Annotated in this window: 22 protein-coding genes and 3 tRNA genes; 15 read left to right on the top strand and 10 right to left on the bottom strand. The window is 65.7% G+C overall.

The features are described from left to right. Positions 1–5: 5 nt before the first annotated feature. Positions 6–1,976 (bottom strand): transketolase, encoded by a 1,971-nt coding sequence (gene tkt / locus AQZ49_RS00405; protein WP_067611255.1) that lies wholly within the window; start codon positions 1,974–1,976, stop codon positions 6–8. A gap of 273 nt (positions 1,977–2,249) precedes the next feature. Between tkt and AQZ49_RS00400 the strand changes: the two genes are divergently transcribed. The 4 genes from AQZ49_RS00400 to AQZ49_RS00385 all read left to right on the top strand — a co-directional run bounded on the left by AQZ49_RS00400 (position 2,250) and on the right by AQZ49_RS00385 (position 3,858). Next, positions 2,250–2,450: a hypothetical protein gene (locus AQZ49_RS00400; protein ID WP_067611252.1), complete on the top strand. Its 201-nt coding sequence runs from the start codon at positions 2,250–2,252 to the stop codon at positions 2,448–2,450. Beyond that, positions 2,447–2,815, top strand: coding sequence for a cell division protein ZapA (locus AQZ49_RS00395; protein WP_067611249.1), 369 nt, complete (start codon positions 2,447–2,449; stop codon positions 2,813–2,815). The genes AQZ49_RS00400 and AQZ49_RS00395 overlap by 4 nt, the downstream gene beginning before the upstream one ends. A 207-nt stretch (positions 2,816–3,022) precedes the next feature. Continuing rightward, complete coding sequence (locus tag AQZ49_RS00390) at positions 3,023–3,628, top strand: 5-formyltetrahydrofolate cyclo-ligase (protein WP_067611246.1); 606 nt, start codon at positions 3,023–3,025, stop codon at positions 3,626–3,628. Continuing rightward, positions 3,625–3,858 carry a DUF2842 domain-containing protein gene (locus AQZ49_RS00385; protein WP_231738534.1) on the top strand — a complete coding sequence of 78 codons (234 nt, stop codon included), beginning with the start codon at positions 3,625–3,627 and terminating at the stop codon, positions 3,856–3,858. Before AQZ49_RS00390 ends, AQZ49_RS00385 begins: the two co-directional genes overlap by 4 nt. 30 nt (positions 3,859–3,888) lie before the next feature. Here AQZ49_RS00385 and AQZ49_RS00380 read toward each other — a convergent pair. Beyond that, positions 3,889–3,965, bottom strand: a tRNA-Asp gene (locus tag AQZ49_RS00380). A 31-nt stretch (positions 3,966–3,996) separates the two neighbouring features. Then, positions 3,997–4,073, bottom strand: a tRNA-Asp gene (locus AQZ49_RS00375). A gap of 175 nt (positions 4,074–4,248) precedes the next feature. On the opposite strand from AQZ49_RS00375, the gene AQZ49_RS00370 reads away from it, so the two are divergent. Beyond that, positions 4,249–4,743 (top strand): hypothetical protein, encoded by a 495-nt coding sequence (locus AQZ49_RS00370; RefSeq protein WP_067612448.1) that lies wholly within the window; start codon positions 4,249–4,251, stop codon positions 4,741–4,743. Between the two features lie 369 nt (positions 4,744–5,112). Here the strand turns inward: AQZ49_RS00370 and AQZ49_RS00365 are convergent, their stop codons facing one another. The 4 genes from AQZ49_RS00365 to thyA all read right to left on the bottom strand — a co-directional run bounded on the left by AQZ49_RS00365 (position 5,113) and on the right by thyA (position 9,756). Beyond that, positions 5,113–6,366 carry a dihydrolipoamide acetyltransferase family protein gene (locus tag AQZ49_RS00365; RefSeq protein ID WP_067611243.1) on the bottom strand — a complete coding sequence of 418 codons (1,254 nt, stop codon included), beginning with the start codon at positions 6,364–6,366 and terminating at the stop codon, positions 5,113–5,115. Positions 6,367–6,394: 28 nt separating this feature from the next. Continuing rightward, the gene (locus AQZ49_RS00360) at positions 6,395–7,399 is read right to left on the bottom strand and encodes an alpha-ketoacid dehydrogenase subunit beta (protein WP_067612446.1); all 1,005 of its coding nucleotides are present in this window, start codon (positions 7,397–7,399) and stop codon (positions 6,395–6,397) included. A gap of 29 nt (positions 7,400–7,428) precedes the next feature. After that, complete coding sequence (locus AQZ49_RS00355) at positions 7,429–8,721, bottom strand: 3-methyl-2-oxobutanoate dehydrogenase (2-methylpropanoyl-transferring) subunit alpha (RefSeq protein WP_067611239.1); 1,293 nt, start codon at positions 8,719–8,721, stop codon at positions 7,429–7,431. Positions 8,722–8,826: 105 nt separating this feature from the next. Further along, the gene (gene thyA / locus AQZ49_RS00350; RefSeq protein ID WP_067611235.1) at positions 8,827–9,756 is read right to left on the bottom strand and encodes a thymidylate synthase; all 930 of its coding nucleotides are present in this window, start codon (positions 9,754–9,756) and stop codon (positions 8,827–8,829) included. A 191-nt stretch (positions 9,757–9,947) separates the two neighbouring features. On the opposite strand from thyA, the gene AQZ49_RS00345 reads away from it, so the two are divergent. Next, positions 9,948–10,024, top strand: a tRNA-Pro gene (locus AQZ49_RS00345). Positions 10,025–10,032: 8 nt separating this feature from the next. Here AQZ49_RS00345 and mug read toward each other — a convergent pair. Together mug and AQZ49_RS00335 are read right to left on the bottom strand one after the other, a co-directional pair. Beyond that, positions 10,033–10,602: a G/U mismatch-specific DNA glycosylase gene (gene mug, locus AQZ49_RS00340; RefSeq protein WP_231738532.1), complete on the bottom strand. Its 570-nt coding sequence runs from the start codon at positions 10,600–10,602 to the stop codon at positions 10,033–10,035. Then, the gene (locus tag AQZ49_RS00335; RefSeq protein WP_231738530.1) at positions 10,599–11,198 is read right to left on the bottom strand and encodes a TetR/AcrR family transcriptional regulator; all 600 of its coding nucleotides are present in this window, start codon (positions 11,196–11,198) and stop codon (positions 10,599–10,601) included. The genes mug and AQZ49_RS00335 overlap by 4 nt, the downstream gene beginning before the upstream one ends. Positions 11,199–11,386: 188 nt before the next feature. Between AQZ49_RS00335 and AQZ49_RS00330 the strand changes: the two genes are divergently transcribed. From AQZ49_RS00330 to AQZ49_RS00315, 4 genes are read left to right on the top strand one after another with little or no spacing between them, the layout of a single operon-like run. Beyond that, the gene (locus tag AQZ49_RS00330; protein ID WP_156428101.1) at positions 11,387–12,472 is read left to right on the top strand and encodes an HlyD family secretion protein; all 1,086 of its coding nucleotides are present in this window, start codon (positions 11,387–11,389) and stop codon (positions 12,470–12,472) included. Continuing rightward, a complete protein-coding gene (locus AQZ49_RS00325) occupies positions 12,469–13,962 on the top strand; it encodes a DHA2 family efflux MFS transporter permease subunit (RefSeq protein WP_067611229.1) in 1,494 nt (497 codons plus the stop codon). Before AQZ49_RS00330 ends, AQZ49_RS00325 begins: the two co-directional genes overlap by 4 nt. 14 nt (positions 13,963–13,976) lie before the next feature. After that, positions 13,977–15,410: an efflux transporter outer membrane subunit gene (locus AQZ49_RS00320; protein ID WP_067612441.1), complete on the top strand. Its 1,434-nt coding sequence runs from the start codon at positions 13,977–13,979 to the stop codon at positions 15,408–15,410. Positions 15,411–15,451: 41 nt separating this feature from the next. Next, entirely contained in the window at positions 15,452–16,393 is a 942-nt protein-coding gene (locus AQZ49_RS00315) for an aldo/keto reductase (RefSeq protein ID WP_067611224.1), read from the top strand. A 3-nt stretch (positions 16,394–16,396) separates the two neighbouring features. Here the strand turns inward: AQZ49_RS00315 and AQZ49_RS00310 are convergent, their stop codons facing one another. Next, on the bottom strand, positions 16,397–17,299 hold the full coding sequence (locus tag AQZ49_RS00310) for a LysR family transcriptional regulator (RefSeq protein WP_067611220.1): 903 nt from the start codon (positions 17,297–17,299) through the stop codon (positions 16,397–16,399). 252 nt (positions 17,300–17,551) lie between these two features. Between AQZ49_RS00310 and AQZ49_RS00305 the strand changes: the two genes are divergently transcribed. Genes AQZ49_RS00305 through AQZ49_RS00285 form a run of 5 tightly spaced genes read left to right on the top strand, consistent with a single transcriptional unit; the run spans position 17,552 to position 22,621 of the window. After that, positions 17,552–17,956, top strand: a complete 405-nt coding sequence (locus tag AQZ49_RS00305; RefSeq protein ID WP_067611217.1) for a hypothetical protein — start codon at positions 17,552–17,554, stop codon at positions 17,954–17,956. Beyond that, positions 17,956–18,432 (top strand): MarR family winged helix-turn-helix transcriptional regulator, encoded by a 477-nt coding sequence (locus AQZ49_RS00300; protein ID WP_067611215.1) that lies wholly within the window; start codon positions 17,956–17,958, stop codon positions 18,430–18,432. Before AQZ49_RS00305 ends, AQZ49_RS00300 begins: the two co-directional genes overlap by 1 nt. Continuing rightward, entirely contained in the window at positions 18,433–19,866 is a 1,434-nt protein-coding gene (locus AQZ49_RS00295; RefSeq protein ID WP_067611211.1) for an efflux transporter outer membrane subunit, read from the top strand. It begins immediately after the preceding gene. Beyond that, a complete protein-coding gene (locus AQZ49_RS00290; protein ID WP_082701233.1) occupies positions 19,863–21,083 on the top strand; it encodes an HlyD/EmrA/EmrK family protein in 1,221 nt (406 codons plus the stop codon). The genes AQZ49_RS00295 and AQZ49_RS00290 overlap by 4 nt, the downstream gene beginning before the upstream one ends. After that, positions 21,080–22,621: a DHA2 family efflux MFS transporter permease subunit gene (locus AQZ49_RS00285; protein ID WP_067611209.1), complete on the top strand. Its 1,542-nt coding sequence runs from the start codon at positions 21,080–21,082 to the stop codon at positions 22,619–22,621. The genes AQZ49_RS00290 and AQZ49_RS00285 overlap by 4 nt, the downstream gene beginning before the upstream one ends. Positions 22,622–22,666: the final 45 nt, after the last annotated feature.

Raw genomic sequence — 22,666 nt, 5'->3', positions numbered from 1 at the left:
TGACATCACGCAATCCGGGCAAGAATTTGCGGAACGATCGCCTCGGCAGTCAGGCCGAAGTGTGCGTAGAGTATATCCGCCGGGGCCGATGCACCAAAGCTGTCGATGCCGATGGTCAGGCCGTCGCAGACGTATTTCTGCCATCCGGTGGTCACCCCGGCCTCGATCGACACCTTCAGCGCGTCGGCGGGCAGCACATCGGCGCGATAGGCGGCGTCCTGCGCGTCGAACAGTTCCCAGCTTGGCATCGACACCACATCGGCACCGATTCCCTGCGTTTCGAGCGCCTGCGCGGTCTTGATCGCAATCTCGACTTCGGACCCGGTGGCGATCAGCACGACTTTGCGCGCGGCGGTTGCCGCAATCAGCCGATAGGCGCCCTTTGCGCTTTGATTTCCGGTATTTGCTTCACGAAGCTGCGGCAGGTTCTGACGCGACAGGATCAGCGCAGACGGCGTTTTCGGGCTGGCCAGCGCGATCTGCCAGCATTCCGCCGTCTCGATGATATCGGCCGGGCGGAACACGTTGAGATTGGGGATCAGCCGCAAGCTCATGACATGTTCGATCGGCTGATGGGTCGGGCCATCTTCGCCCAGTCCGATCGAATCGTGCGTCAGCACATAGACCACCCGCGCGTGTTGCAGCGCCGACATGCGGATGGCGTTGCGGCAATAGTCCGAAAACACCAGGAACGTGCCGCCATAGGGGATCACCCCGCCGTGCAGCGCGGCGCCGTTCATCGCGGCGGCCATGCCGAATTCGCGGATGCCGTAATGCACGTGGCGCCCGCCATAGGCCTGCTGCCCGAACGTGGGCGTGGCCTTTACTTTGGTGAACACCGATCCGGTCAGATCGGCAGAACCGCCGAACAGTTCGGGGGCCAGCGGCGCCAGCACGTCGAGCGCCAGTTCCGACGCCTTGCGCGTGGCGACTTTGCGCGGGGTGGCCAGCCATGCGGCAAAGGCCGCTTCGGCATCGGCCAGCGGCGGCAATTCGCCCGCCATGCGGCGGTCGAATTCGGCACGCTGCGGATTGCCGGCATTGCGCGTTTCCCAGGCGGCATGGGCGTCGCGGCCCCGCGCGCCGGTGGCGCGCCAGGCGGTCAGGATATCGGCGGGAATTTCGAACGGCGCGGCGGTCCAGCCCAGATGCGCGCGCGTCGCGGCCACTTCATCGGCGCCGAGCGGGCTGCCGTGGACATTGTGCCCGCCTTCCTTGTTGGGTGCGCCCTTGCCGATCAGCGTGCGGCAGGCGACCAGCGACGGTCGCGGATCGGCGGCGGCTTCGGCCAGCGCGCGGGCGATATCGGCAAAATCATGCCCGTCGCACGAGGCAACGTGCCAGCCGCTGGCGCGATAGCGCGCGGGGATATCCTCGCTGGTCGACAGGCTGGCATCGCCATCGATGGTGATGCGGTTGTCGTCCCACAACACGTTCAGGCGCCCAAGACCCAGCGTTCCGGCCAGGCCGACCGCTTCGTGGTTGATGCCTTCCATCAGGCAGCCGTCGCCCGCGATCACCCAGGTGCGGTGATCGACCAGATCGGTGCCGAACACGGCATTGAGATGGCGTTCAGCCATCGCCATGCCCACCCCCATCGCCAGCCCCTGCCCCAGCGGGCCGGTGGTGCATTCGATGGCCGGGATCAGGAAATTTTCCGGGTGCCCGGCGCAGACACTGCCCAACTGGCGAAAATTGCGGATGTCGTCGATCGTCGGCGAGTCATAGCCCGACAGATAGAGCAGCGCATAGACCAGCATCGAGCCATGGCCCGCCGACAGCACAAAGCGATCGCGATCGGCCCAGCGCGGGGCATCGGGGTCAAACTTCAGAAACTGCGTCCACAGCACGGTGGCAACATCGGCCATTCCCATCGGCATGCCGGGGTGGCCGCTGTTGGCTGCCTGCACGGCGTCCATGGCGAGCGCGCGGATGGCATTGGCCATCGGTGCCAGCGCATTCGTGTCGTGGGTCATCGCGGGTTGATCAACCTTTCTGTGTGCGCGGGCCGCCGTGGCGCACCCCCTTGATTCGACTCGGGTCTCTTGGGACAGGGCGCCACCCCCGTCAAGGCCGCGACCGAACCGATCGGCACAGCAACGCGGGCGCCCCCGCGGGCCATCCAGCGCATTCCTATGCATTGGCGGAAATGCGTGATTCGAGTCAACCCTCATAACCGCGCGCCCGATCATTTCGGGCGATCGTCGGGCCGCGCTTGCACGCATTGGACGATGTGCTAGCGAAGGCGTATGACCACCCCAAGTCTGGAACACGAACTCGACCGGATTGCGCTGGCGCTCGACCGGCTTGAACGCGCAGCCACCGCCCGCGAACTCGAAATTGCCGAAATGTCCGCGCTAAAGGCGCGCCATCGGCGACTGAAGGACACTGTCAGCAACGAATTGCAGCAGCTTGACCTGCTGCTCGCCAACTTGCCGCAAAAGCCGTGAGCGCGAACGAGCACCGCAACCTGACGCTGAGCATCGGCGGGCGCAACCATGTCGTTTCGGCGGCGCCAGGCGACGAGGCGCACTTGCTGGCGCTGGCAGCAATGATCGACACGCGCATCCGCAAGCTGGGGATGGCGCACGGCCAGACCGAAGCGCGCATGCTGCTGATCGCCGCGCTGACGCTGGCCGATGAAGTGCACGCGTTGCAAAACCAGCGGCCCGCGCCACCTCCGCCACCGCCACCGCCCCCACCTGCCCCTGCGCCCGAACCGATCGCGCCTGCAATCGTTGCACGGGTGGCCGATCTGGCGGCACGGGTGGAAAAGCTGGCCGCACGCCTTGAGCAATCGGGTGAAGGCGCCTAGATAGGGAATGACGGGTTCTGCCCGGCACGAGCCGCATGAACATCCCTGAGGCTATAAGCAATCCTTGGGGGCTATCCCTGACCGGGACCCTGGTCCCGGACACATGGTTCCCACCTGACGTTACGCGTCAGAGGATATTCCGAGCAAACGACCCATGGTGGGCCCGTCACCCATCCCATATTGCAGGCAGAACAGGGGACGCGCCCGGTGCGTGAAGGCGAAGACTCGCGATTGTCAAAGCTGGCCTTGCGCAAGCACTTGCGCGCGTTGCGCAATGCCCATGCCGACACGCTCGATCCCCGTATCCGCGCCCTGATCCTGATGCGCCCCCCGGCAGCGCTGCACGCGCTGGTGCCCGCAGGCGCCAGCATCGGGATCTATCTGGCAGGCGGTGGCGAAGCACCCGCCATCGGCTATGCCCGCCATTTCCATGAAGCAGGACACACCATCGCGCTGCCGTGGTTTGCCGCACGCGACAGCGCGATGCAGTTTCGCCGCTGGGAATCGCCGCATCTTGACGAATTGCTCGAACCCGGCCCCTTTGGCGTGGCGCAACCGCTGGCGACGGCCCCGGCGATCACCCCCGACGTGCTGTTCGTGCCGCTGGTCGGATTTACCGCAGATGGCGGGCGGCTGGGCCAGGGTGGCGGGCATTATGATCGCTGGCTGGCGGCACACCCGCAAGTACCCGCAATCGGGCTGGCGTGGGATTGCCAACTGGTCGATGATTTGCCCCGAGAGGCGCATGACCGGGCTTTGTCGGCGGTGGTTACCCCGACCCGGCTCTATGGACCGTTTGGAGATCACCCATGATGCTTGAACCCGACAGCCCACGGCTGCAGCCGACCTGGCGCAAGCCGGTCGGGATCATCGGCCTGGTGGTGGTGCTGGCGCTCTATGCCGGGCTGGTCGCGCATCTGGCCGAAGCGATCGGGCAATGGCCGGTGCTGGCGCAATCGCTGGCCTATGTCGTGCTCGGCACGATCTGGCTCTTGCCGCTGCGCCGTTTCCTCATCTGGATGGAAACCGGCCGCTGGGGCTGACCACCGCGGCTGACCGGCCTTGATCGATCATGGCGCGAGTGACGGGACTTGAACCCGCGACCTCCGGCGTGACAGGCCGGCACTCTAACCAACTGAGCTACACCCGCGTGCCCATGATCTGATCTCCCAAGCAGCGAATGGCGCGAGTGACGGGACTTGAACCCGCGACCTCCGGCGTGACAGGCCGGCACTCTAACCAACTGAGCTACACCCGCGTTCCCGCTTGGGAGCCGCGCCTCTATGGCACGAGATTGGCACTGTCAACAAACCGGCACAAAGTTTTTTTGGGAGAGCGTCTACGACCCTGCCGTTAACCCAATGTTTGCCATGTTCAGGCATCCAGACCGCCGAAACGCCGATCAACGCGGATCGCGCCGGGGGGCAAATCGGGTGCTGCGCAGAACTTTGCAGATGATGGCCGGATCGGTGGCAACACTGCCCGCGATGGCGATGGCCGCCACCACGCCGACGCTGTGGCATGCCCCCGACACCCCGCCGCGCGCCAGCCATGTGCATCTGGCCGGAGACGTGTTTGTCGAACGCTTCGAGCCCGCACCGGGCGGACGCACCGCGCGCATCCTCGAACGCGCCAGCGAGCTTCATTCGGGCGACCGGCTGGTATTTGTGGTGAGCTGGAGCGGCGGCGAGCCCGGCGGTTTTTTCGTGACCAACCCGGTGCCGCGCAGCGTCGCCTGGCAACCCGCCGCAAGCGATTCGCCCGAACAAGTCTCGGTCGATGGCGGGCACACCTGGGGCACGCTCGACGACCTGCTGGTGCATGATGCCAATGGTTTTCGCCGCGCCCTGCCCGAAGATGTTACCCACGTCCGCTGGCGTGCCGGCAGCGGCGCAGGCCAGGTCGCGTTTCGCGGGGTGGTGCGGTAAAACGGCGACCCTTGTCTGGAAACCGCACTCCAATCCGCATCGCCGTCGTCGCCTCAGCCTCGGTCTCCAAGGCGATTACAGATCTGGATTCGATGGACAATCGGTGATAGCGCCACGCTAATTCATTGATATTATGAAAATATAAATCGCCCAGACCCAGTCAAAGCCCGTTCATCCTGAGCCTGTCGAAGGATGCGCGCCAACCTGTGCTCCGGGCGCGGGTAGCATGTGTTTGGGGCGACCGCCGCGCGCACCCTTCGACAGGCTCAGGGCGAACGGATATTGTTGATATTATTTATTTAAATTACTGACGATCAACATCTGCGGGTTCAGTGGGAATCGAACCCGGCCCCCGATGACCGCTTGGACCTACCCCACCAGCAACAGCGTCGGCGTTTCGATCAGGCGGCGCAAGGCCTGGACGAAGCTGGCGGCGTCCCAGCCATCGACCACGCGGTGGTCGCAACTGATCGACAGGTTCATCAGCTTGCGTTTGGCGATACGTTCGCCGCCTGTGCCGTCGGGGACAAACATCGGGCGTTCGATGATGCGGTTGGGGCCGATAATGGCGACTTCGGGCCGGTTGATCACCGGGGTGGTGGCGACCCCGCCCAGCGGGCCCAGGCTGGTCACCGTCAGCGTCGATCCCGCCATTTCGCTGGCCGCAATCGTGCCGCCGCGTGCCGCGTCGGCCAGCCGCGTGATCGCGCCCGCCAGTTGCCACAAGTTCAGCCCTTGCGCATCGCGGATCACCGGCACCATCAGCCCGCCCGGCGTTTGCGTCGCCAGCCCCAGATGCACCGCACCATGGCGCGTGACCACACCCGCTTCATCATCATAACGCGCGTTGATCATCGGGAACTGCGGCACCGTGCGGCAGATCGCGGTGATCAGGAACGGCAGCAGGGTCAGCTTGCCGCGCCCGGCATGTGCGCCGTTGAGCTCGGCACGCACGCGCTCAAGCTCGGTCACGTCGATTTCCTCGACATAGGTGAAATGCGGGATGTGGCGTTTGGCGGCGGCCATGTTTTCGGCGATGCGGCGGCGCAGGCCGATCACCCGGATCGCTTCATCGGCGCGTGCGGCGCCCGCCGGGGCATAGCCGCCCGCGCCGTTGTAGGTGATGAACTGATCGAGGTCGGCATGGCGCACGCGCCCTTCGGCGCCGGGCTGAACCCGCGCCAGATCGATGCCGAGATCCTTGGCCCGCGCGCGCACCGCCGGGCTGGCCAGCACGCGCACATGGTCGGTTTTGGCAGGTTCGGCAACGACCGGTTCGGCTTTGACAGGTTCGGTCTTCACCGGTTCGACCTTTGCGGGTTCCGGTGCGGGCTCGGGCGCGGTTGCCGGTGGCGGAGCGGGCGGGGCCTGTACCACGTCGTCCTCGGTCTCGATCACCACCAGTGCCGATCCGATGGCGATGCGGTCGCCCACTTCACCCGCCACTTCGACCACGCGGCCCGCGACTGGACTTTCCATTTCGACCGTGGCCTTGTCGGTCATGACATCGGCCAGCCGCCCGTCTTCGGCAATCATGTCGCCCACGGCAATGTGCCAGGCAACGATTTCAGCTTCGGCAATGCCTTCACCGATGTCGGGAAGGCGAAAGGTATAACGGCTCATCTCGCGTCGCTTTCGTGCAACAAGGGGGTCACGCGGCAATCAGGCGGGCATAGGCTTCGCCAATCCGCACCGGGCCGGGAAAATAGGCCCATTCCAGGCTGTGGGGATAAGGCGTGTCGAACCCGGTAACCCGCTCGACCGGGGCCTCCAGCGCATAAAAACAGCGTTCCTGCACCAGCGCCGCCAGTTCGGCGCCAAACCCGCCGGTGCGCGTCGCCTCGTGCAGCACCATGCACCGGCCGGTCTTGGTCACCGAGGCCTCGATGGTTTCGATGTCGAGCGGCACCAGCGTGCGCAGATCGATCACTTCGGCATCGATTCCCAGCCGTTCGGCCACTTCGCGCGCAACATGGACCATCGTGCCATAGGCCAGCACGGTCACCGCCTCGCCCGCGCGCACAATGCGCGCCTTGCCCAGCGGCACGCGATAATGACCTTCGGGTACAAAGCTGTCGGGATGGCGTGCCCAGGGGATCGCCGGTTCGCTGTAATGGCCATTGAACGGCCCGTTGTAGAGCCGCTTGGGTTCGAAAAAGATCACCGGATCGTTGTCTTCGATCGAGGCAATCAACAGCCCCTTGGCATCATGGGGCGTGCTCGGCACCACGGTTTTCAGCCCGGCCACATGGGTGAACATCGCCTCGGGGCTTTGGCTGTGGGTCTGGCCACCAAAAATGCCCCCGCCAAACGGCGTTCGCACGGTCATCGGCGCGATGAATTCCCCCGCCGAACGATAGCGCAGCCGCGCCGCTTCGGACACGAGTTGGTCAAGGCCGGGATAGATATAGTCGGCAAACTGGATTTCGGGCACCGGGCGCAAGCCATAGGCCCCCATCCCCACCGCCACGCCGATGATACCGCATTCGGAAATCGGCGTATCGAACACGCGGGTCTTGCCATATTTGGCCTGCAAGCCGGCGGTGGCGCGGAACACCCCGCCGAAATAGCCGACATCTTCGCCCATCACGACTACCATCGGATCGCGCGCCATCATCACGTCGAGCGCGTCGTTGATCGCCTCGATCATCGTCATTGCCTTGCCGGGCACGGTCTGCTCGCTCATCACGCGTTCCCCAGATCAGCGTCGTCGCTCCAGTCGGGAAATTTCACCCGCCGTTCGTGCAACGCCTGCTCGTTCTGTTCGGCCAGGTGCCAGGGCAATGTTTCGAACACGTCTTCAAACATCGTGCGGAACGGGTGGTGCAACCCGTGGCCCAGCACGCCATTGGCCTCTGCCGCGCGCACGGCGCTGCGCACTTGCGCGTCGACTTCGGCATCCATCGCCGCCTGACGGTCGGCATCCCACACCCCCAGCGCGATCAGATGGCGCATCAGCCGGTCGATCGGATCGCCCAGCGGCCATTCGCTGCCTTCGGCGGCGGAACGGTACTGGCCCGGATCGTCAGAGGTCGAATGCCCCTCGCCGCGATACGTGAAATGTTCGATCAGCGTCGGCCCGGCATTGGCGCGCGCGCGATCGGCAGCCCAGCGCACCGCGGCATAGACCGCCAGCGGATCGTTACCATCGACGCGCAGCCCGGCAATGCCATAGCCGATCGCGCGCGCGGCAAACGTGGTGCGTTCGGCCCCGGCAAAGCCCGAAAAGCTGGAAATCGCCCACTGGTTGTTGACCAGGTTGAACACCACCGGCGCATTGTAGACCGCCGCAAAAGTCATCGCGGAATGGAAATCGCCCTCTGCGCTCGATCCTTCGCCGACGAATGTGCTGGCAATTCGGCTGTCTTCGCGGATCGCGCTGGCCATCGCCCAGCCCACCGCCTGCGGCAATTGCGTGGCCAGATTGCCCGAGATCGAAAACACCGACTGCGCGCGCGCCGAATACATGATCGGCAATTGCCGCCCCTTCAGCTTGTCGGCACGGTTGGAAAAGATCTGGTTGACCATCTCTTCCAGCGGATAGCCGCGCGCGATGAACAGCCCCTGCTGGCGATAGCTGGGGAACACCATGTCATCATCGGCCAGGGCCAGCGCGGTGGCGACGGCGGTCGCCTCTTCGCCGGTGGATTTCATATAGAAGCTGGTCTTGCCCTGCCGCTGCGCGCGCACCATCCGCGCATCGAACGCGCGGGTCAGCGCCATCAGCCGCAACATGCGGATCAGCGTGGCGGCATCGAGCCCGGGATTCCACATCCCGTGCGCCTGGTCATCCTCGCCCAGGACTCGAATCAGATCGAGGCACAGGGGATGGGTCTGCGCGGCGTCGCACACCTCGTCAGGGCGCGGCTGGGCGCCTGCCGCGGGGATCGCCAGATGGGTGTGATCGACCGGATCGCCGGGGCGATAGCGCGGCTCGGGCACGTGCAGCGACAGCTTCGGAAGATTGACCCTGGTCATCCGGTTCCTGCTCCAGAACCACCGCTGCGCAGACTCGGCAAGCGACGGATTGTTTTATACAGGCGTAATTATATTACGTGTCCGCGCAACGGTCAATCGCCAGACTCACACCGCGACCGGCGCTGCCAAGTGGCCTTGCGGGTGATAATCGTGCACCGAAAAATCATCGATGGCATAGTCGAAGATGCTGTCAGGCCGTCGCGCCAGCGTCAACCGCGGAGACCCGTGCGGAGTGCGCGCAAGCTGCGCCTCGACCAGATCGCCATGGTTGACATAGAGGTGCGTATCGCCCCCCATCCACACCAGTTCGCCCGGTTCCAGATCGCATTGCTGCGCCAGCAGGCGGATGAACAGCGCCGCTCCCCACAGATTGAACGGCAGCCCCAGTGCCACGTCGCAACTGCGCTGATAGAGCAACCCCGACAGCCGCCCGTCGGCAATGTGGAACTGATAGGTCTTGTGGCACGGCGGCAGCGCCATGGTGTCCAGTTCGGCCACGTTCCAGCCTTCGACAATGTGGCGCCGGCTGCCCGGATTGGTGCGCAGCGCGTGGACCAGATCGGCCACCTGGTTCACGCCGCGCGCGCGCTGGCGGAACAGCCCGTCACCCACCGGTTCATAGACCGGCCAGTCGACCCATTGCTTGCCATAGACCGGACCCAGATCGCCCCAGCGCGCGGCAAAGGCGGCGTCATCGACGATCGCGCGCGAAAAGGCGGCGCGGTCGATCATGTCGCCCGTCTCGCGCCGGTATCGCGCCAGCGGCCAGTCGGTCCAGATTTCCACGCCCTGCGCACACAGTGCACGGATGTTGGTATCGCCGGTCAGGAACCACAGGAATTCGCGTGTCGCGGTTTTCCAGTACACCCGCTTGGTGGTCAGCAACGGCATCTGCCCGTCCGACAGATCGAACCGCAATTGCGCGCCGAACACCGATCGCGTGCCCACACCCGTGCGATCGACCCGCTCGTCCCCCTGCGTCCAGATCCGGTGCATCAGGTCGAGATACTGTTGTTCGTAATGGGGTGCGGGCATAGCCAACCCTAACCTGCCTGCCGCCACCAACCCAAGCACAATTTCCGCGCTTTGCTGTGGAACCTGCAAAGCCGCCGCAGACTTTTTGCACCGCACGCCATTTTCCCCGCTTGCCACACGCCAGACCGCTGCCTATAGGGCGCGCCTGCCTCGCATCCGGGTGGCCTTTGCCACACGGTTTGCCGATCGGTCGGGGAGTAGCTCAGCCTGGTAGAGCACTGTCTTCGGGAGGCAGGGGCCGGAGGTTCGAATCCTCTCTCCCCGACCAATTTCGCGTTACCCGGCTGACCAAGCATGGATTGGCGGCTGTCGGCGCGGGCCAATGGTTTTTTCCCAAGTGTCGGATTTGCGGAGCGCATGGTAGGTCTCGACCAGGCGGTCGAGCGTAAACGCGCGGTTTCGTCCGCTCGGGTTGGGCAGCAGCCACACCGCCGCACCCGCCAGGCGCGCCGATTGCGGGCCCCATTGCGGATTGCGCAGGCCGGATAGTGCCGACCACGCGCCTTTGCCTAAGAATGCGACGGTGCGCGGCGCATGATCGGCAATCTTGCGCTCCAGGTCGCGCGATGCGGCGTGAAATTCGGCCAAGGCGACCTGATCGGCACGTGCGGACGCCCGCGCGACCACAGTGGTCAGCCCGCAGCCATGGCGCAACAGAAGGCGGTCGTGTTCAGGCGAAAGGCAGTCCGGCGTAAATCGGGCCAGATGGATGACCTGCCAGAACCGGTTGCCCCTGCCCGCAAAATGGTGGCCGGTCGCCGCCGACAGCAATCCAGGATTGATCCCGCAAAACAGCACCGACAATCCATCGGCGATCACATCGGGCAGCACCCCGGGCGCGCTCACCGGCAAATCACCGCCACCGCCTTTTGCGCGATGCCCCACAGCGTTTCACGCGCGAAACCGGCCCGCGCACGCAGCGCGATCGTCTGCATCGTGCCGCAGGCGAGGATCGCCAGCGCAGCGGGGTCGACATCGCCGGTCAATTCGCCTGCGTCGCGCGCCTGCGCAATGCGGTCGACGAACAGGCGGTCGAGCGCGCCGAAGCCGGTCGCGACGATTTCGCGGATTTCGGGATCATCGACCGACTCGGTGATTGCGGTACCCACCACGAAACATCCGCGCGCGCCCTCTTCCTCGGAAAAGTACACCGTCAGCGCCGCGTCATATGTGCGCAGCAACGCCTCGCCGAGCGTTCCCCCCGCCAGCGTCTTGGCCATCGTGGCAAGCTTGAACCCCCAATAGGCACGCAAGGCCTTGAGATAGAGATCGCGCTTGTCGCCGAACGCGGCACGCAGGCTTGGCCGGTTCATCCCGGTGGCATGGGCGATGTCATCGAGCGAAGTGCCCGAATACCCGCTCTTCCAGAACGCATCCATCGCGCGCTGCAACGCCACATCGGGATCATAGGCCCGTGGCCGTCCGCGTGTCCTGGTGTCCACGCCAATTTCTTTTTGTTCCATCTCGCACAAAATCCTTGACGGCCACCCTTTGTAGTTATATTTGTACATCATCGAACAAAATTCAAGAGGCTTGTGAAACCAAATTCCAAATGCCTGTTTCCAAACGGAAACCGGCAGGCGGAGAGGCTGTGCCGTGTCACGCGCTGCACCTCGAACCAAAGGATGCGATGATGCCGACGTCAAACCACGATACGATCGATAGCCCGTCCATCGCGGCCGCCGCTCCCGGTTGGCGCCAACGTCTGCGGGTGCCACTGCTGATCGCTGTTCCGGCGCTGGTGCTGCTTGGCGGAGCCACCGCGTACCTCGCCGATGCGAACGCGGTGTCCACCGACGATGCCTTTGTCGAGGCCGCCAAGACCACGCTCAACGCGCGGGTCGCGGGCCAGGTGGTCGAAATCGCGGTGCGCGACAACCAGGTCGTCCACAAGGGCCAGTTGCTGTTCCGCATCGATCCGCAACCGTACCAGATCGCGGTCGAACAGGCCGAGGCCCGGCTTGCCGCCGCCCGGCTGCAGGTGCGCGGGTTGAAGGCGACGTATCGCCAGCAACTGGCCGACCTTCAGGCGACACGCGATTCCGCCGACTATGAGGGCAAGGAATTCGACCGCAAAAAGAACCTGCTGGCCGCCGATGTGACCTCGCGTTCGGCCTATGACATGTCCGAAACCGCGCTCAAGGTTGCGCAGCGGCATATCACCGCGTCGGAAAATCAGGTGGCCAACAGCCTGGCCGCGCTTGACGGCAATCCGGCAATCGCACTCGACCGCCACCCGACCGTGCGCGATGCGCAGGCGCAGCTCGATCAGGCGCGGCTGAACCTGTCGTATACCCGGATCGTCGCGCCCGATGACGGCGTGGTCGCCAAAGTCGACGATCTGCAACCGGGCGATTTCGTCAGCGCGGGCAGTGCGGTGTTTTCGCTGCTGTCGTCGCGGCACATCTGGATCGAGGCGAACTTTCGCGAAACCGGATTGACCCACATGCGTGCAGGCCAGCCCGCGACGATCGCCGTCGATACCTATCCGGGGCATGTATTCCGCGCCCACGTCACCAGCATGAGCCCCGGCACCGGTTCGCAATTTTCGGTACTGCCCCCCGAAAACGCCACCGGCAACTGGATCAAGGTGGTCCAGCGTCTGCCGGTGCGCATCGAACTCGATGCCGCCGATCCGGCGCGCCCGCTCTATAGCGGGATCAGCGTCACCGCGCGGGTCGACACGCGGCGCCATGCGCCGGGGGCAGGACAATGAACGCACCGGCCCCCTCGGCAGCCGAACGCCGTTGGCTCGTCACCGCGGCATTGCTCGCGACCTACCTTCAGGCGGTGATGATTTCGCTGCCCAACGCGGTCGTGCTGCGCGTCGAAGGCGCGATGGCGATGGCCGACGACGAGATCGGCTGGGTGTTTTCGGCCTATATCGCGGCCAGCGCGGTGGTCATGCCGATGACCGGCTGGCTGGCCGGGCGGTTTGGCCGCAAGCGGGTGATGCAGACATCGCTGCTGCTGTTCGGTTTGGGCCTGGCCCTGGCGACACAGGCCGCGACGATGCCGCAATTCATTGCCGCGCGGATTGTCGAGGGCGCCGCCAGCGGGCCCATTGCGCCGCTGTCGGTGGCCATCCTGCTGGGCGTTACACCGCCGGAACGCCACGCCCGGATCAGTCTGATCGCGACCGTCACCGTGCTGCTGGGCATCCTCAGCGGTCCGGCGCTGGGCGGCTGGATCAGCGAAGATCGCGACTGGCGCATCGGGTTCTATTGCGCTGTCCCCCTGACCGCACTGGTCATCGCCCTGTTTGCGGCCACCCTGCGCGAGGCAAAGCCCGCGCAGGCCCCGGCCTTCGACTTGTTCGGGCTGGCGAGTGTGTCGCTCGGCATGATCGGGCTGCAGATGCTGCTCGACCGGGGCGAACGGGTCGAATGGTTCGCCTCGACCGAAAGCTGCCTCGAAGCGGGCGCCAGCGCGCTGGGGTTCGGGCTCTATGCAGTGCACGTGCTGACCAGCGAACGCCATTTCATCGACAAACGCCTGTTCCAGGACCGCAATTTCGTGCTCGCCACGGTGATGTTCTTTGCGTTCGGCTTTGTCCTGTTGCCGACCCTGGCGCTGACCAGCCCGATGCTGGAGGAACTGCTCGGCTATCCCGACGACACCACCGGGGTGATGACCATTCCGCGCGGGCTGGCGCTGATCGGCGGGCTTTTGCTGGGCGGGCGCCTGGCCCGGGCGATCGACATCCGCCTGCTGGTGCTCGGCGGGATCGCGCTGACCGCTTATGGCAACGCGCGCATGCTGGGCTATTCGCCGCTCATGGACTGGCAACCGGTGGTTGTCGCCGGCGCCATCCAGGGCGCCGGGCTGGGCATCGTGATGGCCGCCCTGGCGCGTGCCGCCTTCTCCACGCTGGCCCCGCAACTGCGCGCCGAAGGCACCGCGCTGTTCAATCTGGCACGGCTCTATGGCAGCACGCTCGGCATCGCGGTGGTGCAGATCTATTTGTACGACAACACACAGATGGTGCACCTGGCGCTCGCCGCCAACCTCACCGGGCACCAGGTGCCGACCCGGCTCGGCGGGCTGTTTGCCGGCGCCGGCCTTGCCACCCTCAACGACATGATCACCGGCCAGGCCGCGCTGATCGGGGTAATCGACCAGTTCAAACTGCTGATGTTCGCCATTCTGGCGGTCAGTCCCCTGGCCCTGCTGCTGCGCGTTCCGCGTCAGCCCGCACAATCGTGAAGGCGTTGTTTGCCATGACCCATGCTCTGCTTCGTTCGTTCCGGGCCGCACTGATCACCGCGATCGCGCTGCCCGCCCTGTCGGCCTGCACCACAGGACCCGATTTTCAGCGCCCAGCGCCGATCGCATCGGCCCATTATGATACCCAGGCCGAAGCCGCGCTGGCACCGCGCCTGCGCCTTGGCGATCGCGCCGACGGCGACTGGTGGGCCCGCTTCAGGTCGGCCAGGCTCGATGCGGTGATGCGCCGGGCGATCGCGGGCAACCAGGATCTGGTGGCGGCCGATGCAACCATAGCGCAGGCCGACGAAGCAATTGCCGCCGCGCGCGGCAGCCTGCGCCCGCAAGCGAGCTTCGGCGCCAGCGGCGGCCGGGCCCGCTCGGTCAACGGCAATGTCGTCGAAACGTCCAATTTCTATGCCGTCGGTCCGACCGTCGGGTTTGATTTCGACGTGTTCGGCGGCAACAGGCGCCGCGTCGAACAGCAGGCCGCGCGCGCCGCCGTGCAGACCCACCGTTACGATGCCGCCTATCTGACGATGACCGGCGATGTCGCCAGCCAGGCGCTGACGCTGGCATCGGCGCGGGCGCAGATCGATGCGGTCCAGGCGCTGCTGGCCGATGATCGCCGCAACCTCGCGCTGGTGCGCGCCGGTCACCGGTTGGGTGGTGCAACCCAGGTCGACGTGTCGCTGGCCGAAACACAACTGGCGCAGGACGAAACGCTGTTGCCCCCGCTGGCGCAGCAACGCGATGTCGCGCGCCACGCGCTGTCGATGCTGGCGGGCAAGGGTCCGGCCGACTGGGTGCCGCCCGATTTCGACCTGACCGACTTTGCCCTGCCCGACACTCTGCCGGTCAGCCTGCCGTCGGATCTGGCGCACGCGCGGCCCGATATTCTGGCCGCAGAGGCCGAACTGCATGCCGCCAGTGCGGGCGTCGGCGTGGCCACTGCGGATCTCTATCCGCACCTGCAACTGTCGGCTTCGCTGGCTCAGGCGGGACCGGGGATCGGCACGTTGTGGAGCCTGGCGGGCGGATTGACCGGCCCGATCTTTTCGGGCGGCACGCTCACCGCCAATCGCCGCGCCGCCATTGACGGCTATGACGCGACACTGGCCGGATACCGGCAGACCGTGATCCGCGCGCTGGGCCAGGTCGCCGACGTGCTGCAGGCGATCAACCACGATGGCGATGAAACCGTCGCGCAGGACCGTGCCCTGCAATCGGCCCAGGCGAACTTGCGACTGAACGAGGTGGCCTACCGCGCGGGCGAGATCGATCTGCTGCACGTGGTCGAAGCCCAGCGCGCCTGGCACCGCGCGCTGCTGGGCCAGATCCAGGCCCGCACCGCGCAATATCTCGACACCGTGCAACTGGCGGTGGCGCTTGGCGGCAATGCCGACGGTGCCTTTGCCCACCGGCTCGCCAGCCGCAATGCCCCATGACGACCCCCGGACCCTCAATCCCCCCCCAAAGGAGACCCCGAATGACCCTGCATGACCCTCTTCGTGAAACCACCCTGCCGCTGGCCGATGGCGCGGCTGCGATGCCCGCCACCGGTTTCGGCACCCTGATCCGTGACCCGGCGGCGGCGCGCCGCGCGATCATCGCCGCGCTGGAAACCGGATTTCGCCACCTCGATTGCGCCGAGCTTTACGGCAACGAAGATATTGTCGGCGCCGCGCTGCAAGAGGCGATTGCCGCCGGGACCGTCCGGCGCGAGGATGTGTTCGTGACCACCAAGCTGTGGAACACCAACCACCGCCCCGACCGCGTCGGTCCCGCGCTGGAGGCCAGCTTGCAGCGTCTGCAATGCGACTGGATCGATTGCTATCTGATCCACACCCCGTTCGCGTTTCCGCCGGGCGATGATCATCATCCGCGCGATGCGCAAGGGCGCCCGGTCTATGATACCACGGTCACGCTCGCCGAAACCTGGCGCGCGATGGAACTGCTGGTCGATCAGGGCAAATGCCGCACGATCGGACTGTCCGACATCCGCCTCGACACGCTGAAAGAGATTGTCGCGATTGCCCGCATCAAGCCGGCGGTCGTGCAAGTCGAGGCGCACCCCTATCTGCCCGAATGGGACTTGCTCGACTATTGCCGGGAACAGGGCATTGTCCTGCTGGCATTCGCCCCGCTCGGCCACGGCATGGCGCCGCGCCTGACCGACGATCCGGTAATCACCACGATTGCGCAGGCCACCGGGCAGACCCCGGCGCAAGTCGCGCTGGCCTGGGCGGTGCAACGCGGCACCGCCATGCTGACGACCTCGACCAACCCCGATCACATCAGTGAAAACTTCGGCTTTGCCGCGCTTCCCGACAAGGCGATGCGGGCGATGCGCGACGATATCGCCACCACCGTGCGGTTCAATGCGGTGGTGGAAACCGGGGTGCCGGGATTTGTCCCCCGCCCACAGTAACTGTCAGGGCCTTTCATGCGGCGCGATCAGACGCTCGAGTTCATCGAGCGTCTGTCGCAGGATCGGCGAATTCCAGCCTTTGACGCTGGCCAGATAGATGTCGTTGAAGGCCCCCGGCTCGCCCAGCGGCACATAGACGACATCGTCGCCGCGCATGCGGCGCACCGTGGCGGGAACCACGCAGACCCCTGCCTCGGCCGCAACCAGCCCGAGCGCGGCCTGGACATCGCCCAGCGCGGTTTCGCGCAAAGGCGTGAAATTGGCCCGCTCCATCAGCCGCACGACCGGATCGGCACGCCGACCCGCTGCGCTGTCGTGATACCGGATCAGCGTTTCGCCCGCCAGATCGGCCAGTCGCAAGGGTGTTGCGTTGTCACGCGCCAGCGGATGGCCGACCGGCAGCGCGACAACGAACGTGTCACGGCGGATCAACACTTGTTCGATGGTATCGTCCTGCGCCAGTTCACGGCTTAGCCCGACATCGATTTCACCGTTGCGGATGCCCAGCATCTGGTCGGTCGACGACATCACCTTCAGATCGATGTCGAGGTGCGGGTTCAACTCGCGCAAGTGTTTGATGACCGGCGGCAAATGGCTGTAGAGCGCATAGACCTCGAACCCGATCCGCAGGATCTGCCGCCCGCCGCGACCAAACCGGATGGTGTCGTGTTTCAGCCGGTCGATCCGCGTGATAATCTCCTGCGCGCGCTCGCGGTAGAACTCGCCTGAACTGGTCAGCCGCATCGGACGCGAATCCCGGTCGATCAGGCGTACGCCCAATTCATCTTCCAGATTGCTGATCTGCCGACTGAATGGCGGCTGCGCGATATTCACCTCTTCGGCCGCGCGGGTAAAGTTCATGGTCCGGCTCAAGGCCAGGAAATAGCGCAACTGCCGAAGTTCCATGTGCCGCCATACCGCAAAAGTTGGGTAACCAAGGGCGATGATCTTGGACCTTTGCACCGTGCAAATCTAGATCGGTTTCAGCAGCAAGAGAGACGGCGCCGCCCCCCCTGAACGGCCCCGCCCCTGCTCCGGTCCGTACCCACCTCCCCCTGCCCCCCCGTGGGTACGGACCGGCCCTTTTTTATTCGAGCCTGTCGCGGCGCGCCTGTTCGGGCGCACGGCGGTGGCTTTGCGCCGAAAGGACATCCCCGCATGAGCCTGCCCCTGACCCATGCCGATCTGGTCGACCACACCGGGCTGATCGCCTCGATCGGTGCGTTGTTGCCCACGCCGGCGTTTTCGCGCACCGAACAAGTCGTGCTCGATATCGCCTGGTCCGACGCACACCGCGCCAAGGCCGCTTCGGGACGCATCGGCCGCGTGCTGGCCTTCCTGTTCGGTAGCGAGGCGCCGTTGCCGCTCGGCAGCGAAAAACTCGAAGCTTTGCGCCAATATGGCATGCTGTTGCGTCGACGCGGCAGCCACGCAGTGCCCGCCGCAGCAACCTCTGCGCTGATCACCGCCGGCTATACCAGCGAACAGATTGCCGCGCTGCATATGACATTCGACGCGTTCAGCGGCGGGCTGGTTGCCGCCGATCGCAAGGGCGGCCGGTGATGGCACGCGACGAACAGCGCGCGACGCGGCGTATCGCCCATCTGGCGCCGCTGATGCGCCGGGTCGGGCGCGCGCTGCAAGCCCGGGTTTCCGCGCATTTCGGCATAGCTGACATCAGTTTTTCGCAGTGGAACGCGCTCAATTGCCTCGATCAGATGGGCACCCCGACAATCCGCGCGCTGGCAGTCGATCTTGCCGTGACGCTGGATACCGCAAAGCGCCTTGCCACCGGGCTTGAGGCGCGCGGACTGGTCGTTCGCGATGGCACCTGGCGCAACCCCAACGGCCTGCACCTGACCCCCAGCGGCCACGCCGCGCTGCGCATGGCGGCGCCCGAAATCGACGTGCGGCTGGCCGACGTGCTGGCCAGCCTCAACGACCGCGAAATCGACATCCTGATCACTCTGCTTGGGCGGCTGGCGTACTGCTTCGATCGCTGCGCCAGGCACGACACCTGCACCCGCTTGGAGGCTTGAATGAAACGCCTGGCCCTGATCCCCTCGCTGCTTGCGGTCGCCCTGGCGGGCTGTGCGCAAATCCCCCATATTCAACCCCAGGTCACCGCGATTGCACCCGCAACGCTCGGTCTGGCGCAGGCCGAGGCGCCCATCGCCGAACGCTGGTGGGATGCCTTTGGCGACCCGCAACTGGACCGCCTGATCGATGCCGGGCTGGCCGACAATCCCAGCCTTGAGGCCGCGCTCGCCCGCTTGCGCGTCGCCCAGGCGACTGTCAGCAGCGAACACGCCGGGCTGTTGCCGCAAGTGGGGATCGACGCCGGGGTAACCCATGAACGCTTTCCCGACCACTATCTGATCCCGCCACCGTTTGCCGGGACCAACCAGAACATCGCCACGACGCAGGCCGGGCTCAGTTGGGATCTCGACCTGTTCGGGCGCCAGCGGGCGCGGGTCAGCGCGGCGAAGGCCGCCGTCGATGCGGCAGGCTTTGATGCGGCAGCGGCGCGCCTGGCGATTTCGACCGCGATTGCGCAGGCCTATATCGGGCTTGCCCGCACCGATCAGCAGATCGTGGTGGCGCGCGGTTTTGTCGCCACCCGCGAACAGTCACTGGCCTATATCCGCGCACGCAAATCGAGCAACCTGGCCAGCGATTTCGACATGCGCACCGCCGAAACGCTGCTGGCGCAGGCGCGGCAGGCCGAGGTGCGTGCGCAGCAACAACATGATGTGCTGATCCACGCGCTGGCCGCGCTGGTCGGCAAGGGCGCCGATTTCTATGGCACGATCACCCCGCCGACGCTGGCGCTGGGCACGACGCCGGTGGTGCCCGACGTGCTGCCCGCCGATCTGATCGGGCGCCGCCCCGACTTGCTGGCGGGGCAGGCGCGGATCAGCGAAGCCGAGGCCGGACGCAAAGTGGCGCGCGCGGATTTTCTGCCGAACGTCAATCTGCAGGCATTCACCGGGCTGGCCGCGATCGGCTTTGGCCAGTTTCTGACATCGGGCGCCACGACCTATGGCGGCGGCGCGGCCATCCACGTGCCGATCTTTGAAGGCGGGCGACTGACCGCCAACTACAAGGCCGCAACGGGCGAACTCGACATCGCGGTGGCCGATTACAACACGTCGGTGCTCGGCGCGGTGCGCGAAACCGCCGACGCGCTGACACTGGTCCGCTCGGCCGATGCCGATCTGGCGCAGCAAAACCTGGTCGTTGCCGGATTGCGCGACACGGTGCGGCTGGATCAGGTGCGGATATCGTCTGGCCTGGGGTCGCGTCTCGATGCGATCGACAGCGGATTTCGCCTGCTTGAGGCCGAACAGGCGCTGATCGACCTGCAGGCCGACGCGCTGGCCAAGCGCATCCAATTGATCGCCGCGCTCGGCGGCGGCTTTGATCCCCATCACCCGCTCGTTTCAACCACCAAGGTGGAGTCCCGCTCATGAACACGCACACCACAATCGATCCGGCCGAAAAGCTGGATAGCGCAACGCTCGCCAGGACGCTCGGCACGGTGGAACCGGCAATCCGGGGCAACCCGCGCGCGCGCAAACGCGGCCTGCTGCTGCTGGGGGCCGCGCTGGTACTGGGCGGGCTGGGCTATGGTGCCACGCAATTGATGGCCGCCCCGACCGAAGAAACCGACGATGCCTATGTCGGCGGCGATATCGTGTCGATCACCAGCCGCGTCGATGGCACGGTGGTCGCGCTGCACGCCGACAACACGCAACATGTCGATCGCGGGCAACCGCTGATCGAGCTTGACCCGGCGACCGAGGTCGCCGCGTTGCAGGCCGCCGAAGCCCACCTGGGCGAAGCGGTGCGCGCCTATCGCTCGCAACGCGCCACGGTCGACCAGGCCGCTGCCGAAATCGCCCAGGCCAAAGTCGATCTGGGCAAAGCACAGGCCGACGTCAGCCGCCGCCAGTCGGCCTATGCCCAGGGCGCCGTGTCAGGCGAAGAACTGAGCCACGCCGGTGACACGGTGGCGGCAACCCGCGCCAGCCTGACGCTGGCAACCGCCCGCAAGGCCCAGGCGCAAAGCGCGGTCGAAGGCACCAGCGTCTATGACAATCCCGCCGTGCTGGCGGCGATTGCCGCCGTCCGGCTGGCTGCGATCAACCTGGCCTATACCGATCTCAAGGCGCCGATGGCGGGCGTGGTGGCACAGCGCACCGTGCAACTGGGCCAGCGCGTTGCGCCGGGCACGCCGTTGATGGCGGTGGTGCCGCTCGACAGCCTGTGGATCGACGCCAATTTCCGCGAAACCCAGCTCGCCGATCTGCGCGTCGGGCAACCAGTGGCGATCAAGGCCGATATCTATGGCCGCGCGATCACCTTCCACGGCAAAGTGCTGGGTCTGGGCGCGGGTTCGGGCAATGCCTTTGCGCTGTTGCCGCCGCAGAATGCCTCGGGCAACTGGATCAAGATCGTCCAGCGGGTGCCGGTACGGATCGCGCTCGATCCCGCCGAACTGCGCAAGACGCCGCTGCGGATCGGCCTGTCGGTCGATGTCACGGTCGACACCACCAACCGTTCGGGCGCATTTGTCGGGGCGAGCAAGGCACCTGCGGGCGGGGTGCAGGCCAGCGTCGATGGCGGCCCCGCCACCGAAGCGCGCATTCGCGACATCATCGCCCGGAACATCGGATCGGTGCGGTGAGCGCGCCCGCCGCCCCTGCGCTGCCCCCGCTGAGCGGGGCGGCCCTGCGCGTTGCGTCGATCGCGCTGGCGCTTGGCACATTCATGCAAGTGCTCGACGGCACGATCGCCAATGTCGCGCTGCCGACAGTGGCAGGCAACCTTGGCGTGTCGACCGATGATGGCACCTGGGTAATCACCTCGTTCGCGGTTGCCAATGGCGTGACCGTGCCGCTGACCGGCTGGCTGATGGCGCGGTTCGGCGTGGTGCGCACGTTCGTCGCCTCGGTATTCCTGTTCACGCTGGCCTCGCTGATGTGTGGCCTGGCATGGAACCTCAATGTCCTGATCGCGTTTCGCATCCTGCAAGGCGCGGTATCGGGGCCGATGATCCCGGGCAGCCAGGCGCTGCTCATTTCGATCTTTCCCGCGCACAAGCGCGGCACCGCGCTGGGCATCTGGGCGATCACCACGCTGTCGGCGCCGGTGCTCGGCCCGGTGCTGGGCGGGTATATTTCCGATAATTACTACTGGGGCTGGATTTTCCTGATCAATGTGCCGGTGGGGATCATCGCGGGCCTCGTCACCTTGCGCCACCTTGCCGCGCGCGAAACCCCGACGCAAAAACTGCCGATCGATACCGTCGGGCTGGGCCTGCTGGTGTTCTGGGTGTTCAGCCTGCAGACGTTCCTCGATCTGGGCAAGGATCGCGACTGGTTTGCCAATCCGATGATCACGGTGCTGGCGCTGTGCGCGGTGGTCGGCTTCATCGCCTGGGTGATCTGGGAACTGACCGATGCCAACCCGGCGGTCGACTTGTCCAATTTCAAAAGCCGCAATTTCACCTTTGGCACGATCGCGCTGTGTCTGGGCTATGCCCTGCTGTTTGCCAACAATCTGCTGCTGCCGCTGTGGCTGCAGGAATATCTTGGCTACAACGCCACCTGGGCGGGCCTGGTGGCTGCACCCGCAGGCGTGGTCGCCGTCGTGCTGACCCCGCTGGCCGGGCGCATCAAGTTCGATCCCCGGATCACCGCGACACTGTCGTTTGCCGCGTTCGGCGGGTCCTATCTGTTGCGGTCGCTCTACCCCCCCGATGCCAGCTTTTTCGTACTGGCGGTGCCGATGCTGTTGCAGGGGCTGGCGATGTGCTTCTTCTTCGTGCCACTGCTGACCATCTCGCTCGACGGCATTCCCGCCGAACGCCTGCCCTCGGCCAGCGGCATCTCGAACTTTGCCCGCATCACCGCCGGCAGCTTTGCCGCATCGCTGATCACCACATTCTGGGACCGGCGCGAGGCACTGCACCAGGAACGCCTGACCGAAGTCACCACGGCGGCCGCGCCCGCCTATCATGGCGCGATCGCGCAGTTGCAGGCCCAGGGCATGAACCCCCTGCAGTCTGCCGCGTCGATCTATCGCCAGGTGATCGGCCAGTCCTACCTGCTGTCGTCGCTCGAACTGTTCTGGCTGTGCGGGTGGATGTCGGTGCTCACCATCGCGCTGGTCTGGTTTGCCCGCCGCCCGGCCCCCAGCGACCATGTCGTCGCGATGGATTGACCGCGCGCCGCCTTGTCAATGGATGAAAAAGCCGGCCTCGCAGCG

The organism is Novosphingobium sp. FSW06-99, assembly GCF_001519065.1.
Lineage (GTDB): Bacteria > Pseudomonadota > Alphaproteobacteria > Sphingomonadales > Sphingomonadaceae > Novosphingobium.
This window is presented reverse-complemented; position numbering and strand designations above follow the sequence as displayed.